Annotated in this window: 4 protein-coding genes and 3 tRNA genes; 3 read left to right on the forward strand and 4 right to left on the reverse strand. The window is 61.1% G+C overall.

The features are described 5' to 3' along the window. The 4 genes from DIE12_RS37585 to DIE12_RS37600 form a co-directional block, all read right to left on the reverse strand. On the reverse strand, positions 1–86 hold an 86-nt coding region (locus DIE12_RS37585; RefSeq protein ID WP_039555751.1), incomplete at its 3' end, for a GTP-binding protein. Positions 87–151: 65 nt separating this feature from the next. Beyond that, positions 152–226 (reverse strand) — tRNA-Thr (locus tag DIE12_RS37590). A 25-nt stretch (positions 227–251) separates the two neighbouring features. Then, positions 252–325 (reverse strand) — tRNA-Gly (locus DIE12_RS37595). 43 nt (positions 326–368) lie between these two features. Beyond that, positions 369–454 (reverse strand) — tRNA-Tyr (locus DIE12_RS37600). A 970-nt stretch (positions 455–1,424) separates the two neighbouring features. Here DIE12_RS37600 and DIE12_RS37605 point away from each other — a divergent pair. From DIE12_RS37605 to DIE12_RS37615, 3 genes are all read left to right on the forward strand, one after another. Beyond that, the gene (locus DIE12_RS37605) at positions 1,425–1,655 is read left to right on the forward strand and encodes a hypothetical protein (protein ID WP_124524129.1); all 231 of its coding nucleotides are present in this window, start codon (positions 1,425–1,427) and stop codon (positions 1,653–1,655) included. 231 nt (positions 1,656–1,886) lie between these two features. Continuing rightward, positions 1,887–2,069 carry a hypothetical protein gene (locus DIE12_RS37610; RefSeq protein ID WP_124524131.1) on the forward strand — a complete coding sequence of 61 codons (183 nt, stop codon included), beginning with the start codon at positions 1,887–1,889 and terminating at the stop codon, positions 2,067–2,069. A 386-nt stretch (positions 2,070–2,455) separates the two neighbouring features. Further along, positions 2,456–2,719 carry a hypothetical protein gene (locus DIE12_RS37615; RefSeq protein WP_124551605.1) on the forward strand — a complete coding sequence of 88 codons (264 nt, stop codon included), beginning with the start codon at positions 2,456–2,458 and terminating at the stop codon, positions 2,717–2,719. Positions 2,720–2,813: the final 94 nt, after the last annotated feature.

Raw genomic sequence — 2,813 nt, forward strand, 5'->3', positions numbered from 1 at the left:
GTCAGCGTCGTCTTGCCGTGGTCAACGTGACCAATCGTACCAACGTTGACGTGCGGCTTGGTCCGCTCAAACTTTTCCTTGGCCATTTTCAACTCCCGAAAGGAATTTCACATGTTGCGCCGCGCGCAAACAGACACTGACTTTTTACTGCTGGTGCCCATGGGCAGGATCGAACTGCCGACCTCTCCCTTACCAAGGGAGTGCTCTACCACTGAGCCACATGGGCGGTATTACGCTTCAACTACACGGACTGGAGCGGGTGAAGGGAATCGAACCCTCGTCGTAAGCTTGGAAGGCTTCTGCTCTACCATTGAGCTACACCCGCACGGGCCACTAACGATTCCCTACCGCTCTCTGCGCTGATGTTCTGGTGGAGGAGGTTGGATTCGAACCAACGTAGGCGTAAGCCAACAGATTTACAGTCTGCCCCCTTTAGCCACTCGGGCACCCCTCCGTAGAGAACTGACGATTATGGGGGTGCATCGCACTCTTGTCAAGCACATCCGGAAGATTATTTTCATTCTCTTCCAGCGCACCCTGGCGACTCACCCGACACCCGCGCCCACCCGGCTGAGGCAAGCACAAGAGGATCGCCGATCGGCGCCCACATCTTCGTCAGACTCCGTCTTCAGCTTCGATTTGCATCTTCGCTGAAAACGAAAGACCGCCATGATACGACCTCTCACGCATAATGCCAAGCGGGTAAACGCAAAAAATTTGCAATTTCCATGCCGGATGAATCTGCAAGGCTTCCGACGCGAGCCCAGGGGGTAGGTTGATTAATGGCGACACATCAGCACCCCGCCAAACCCGGGACAACCGGCTTCTGCGCGCAAGGGTTTCCGGCAAACGGGGTGCCGAAGCCGGATTCCACGGAAGGCGTCGCCGTTCCCGCTTGCTCCGTTGCGACACCGGAATCGAACCCGGAAAGCACCTAGGGGCCATCTTCGCCCCCTCCCCTCATCACCACTGACGGAAGGCACGCGCGGTACCATCCCGCGTTCCGCGATCATGCCGACCGCTCTCCCGTTTCCCTGCCTCCGCGCGATACCCTGTCGTCCTTCTTGCCTTCGCACTGGTCTTTGCTTCCTCGGTGGCACATGCGGGCACCATCGACAACGCGTGGTGCAGCACGGGAAGGATCGCGGCAGTCCGAGAGCCGACGCTTTCCGGGCGCCACACCGCCAGACGCGCGAAAGGCGCCGCGGCTCGCGCGACGCATGAGACTTTAAAACCGGCCGTCGACGCCGGCTGCTTGTTGGCCACCAGCACGCGGCGACGCCCGCGAGTCACGACTCCGGAAGCGATCGCGTACGCGTGGTTGCCGAACGAGCGTCAACCGACGTTATCGCGGCTGATAGCGACGCTCGCACCTTGCGAGAAGGTCCAACAGCTTGGCCGGCCTAGATGTCTTGGTGCCGCCGATGCGCGACGATCTGCGCCCGCACGCCTGCTGCCACATCGCTTGCGTGTCGCCGTCGTTGCGAACGTTCAACAGTGCAGCGCGCATTGTGTCGAACCGTCCTTTGTGCAAGCCGACCACCATGAATGTCTGGGCGGCCTATCGTGGCAAGGCTGAGCTGTACACGCGCCATCCGACGTGTGGATACGAGTGGAACCTCGTTCAGTCAAGCGCGGAACTGCATCGGCTTTGACCGGGGCGCCTGTACGTCGCCCGGTACGAACCAGACGGCAGGGAAGCCGACATTCAACGCGGGTTCGTCGACATCGACTACTCACTGCCCGGCGATGCTCATGTCGACCCGGAGCCACGGCAGCAGCACGATCCGCCGATTCGCCCGATCGAGCGCTTGGCACTGTGTAGTCCAAGCACTGCATGCACGGTGCGGTCGTCCGGCGTCAACGCGGACGGTACGCATTTCGGATTGATGGGCGAAGGCCGCCACTATTTCGGCGGCGCCGCCTATTCGCTCGTCGAAGAAATTCGCCTCTGCGACGCCTTCGCGCCGATGGAAGGCCTCATGGCGGTTGCGGTCGTCACGCATATGCCGACGGGCGCGCGATCTCGGCCTCGCGCTGTCGCCGAGGCAGCCGTGGATTTGCCCTGAAACGCGCCAATCACACACCAGCACCTCGAAACAGAATCGACGACGTTGCGCGAAGATAAGCGATATACACCAATTAATAGCCCGAGATAATGGACTCCGATTTGCGATGGCTAGACTTGCCGTGCAATGTGCTCGAGGAGGTAAATAACGAGAGAACGACCGGAGGCGTGATCACTTCGAGCATGACGCGGCCATCGGCGGCACCCCGGCGATTGACGGAGCCTTCGGCTGCGCGCAAGGGTGACCCCTGCCGCGCCCCTGGTCGGTTCATCACGGGATGGAAACCGCACGGAGCTCGAAGCCAGTGGCAACCGAGATGATAGACGTGGTAGATCTCGCGGCGCGGGTTCGATGCAGTCAACGATGATGAGGAGCAGGATGCGTCAATGAGCCGCCATCTGCTCAAACAATTCGGCGCCGATCAGACTCTCGCGCTGCGAGCGGTGCAAGACTGGCCGCCCTGGCCGCGGAGTTACCGGCAGCAGCGGGGTCGAGCCACTCGTCCATTCGCGACACGGCGCGCGGCGTACATGAAAGTCCCGCCCGACCAGCCAGCCAGCCAGCCAGCCAGCTTGCTTGCTTGCTTGCTTGCTTGCGCCAACGCCAACGCCAACGCCAACGCCAACGCCAACGCCAACGCCCGGCGGTGATTGCACATTTTCTGCGCTGCAAATGCAAAAACCCCCGCCTTTTCGGGCGGGGGTTTCTGGCTTAGGGAGCCTGACGATTACCTACTTTCACACG

The sequence above is a fragment of the Burkholderia sp. Bp9015 genome (assembly GCF_003853505.1).
GTDB lineage: Bacteria > Pseudomonadota > Gammaproteobacteria > Burkholderiales > Burkholderiaceae > Burkholderia.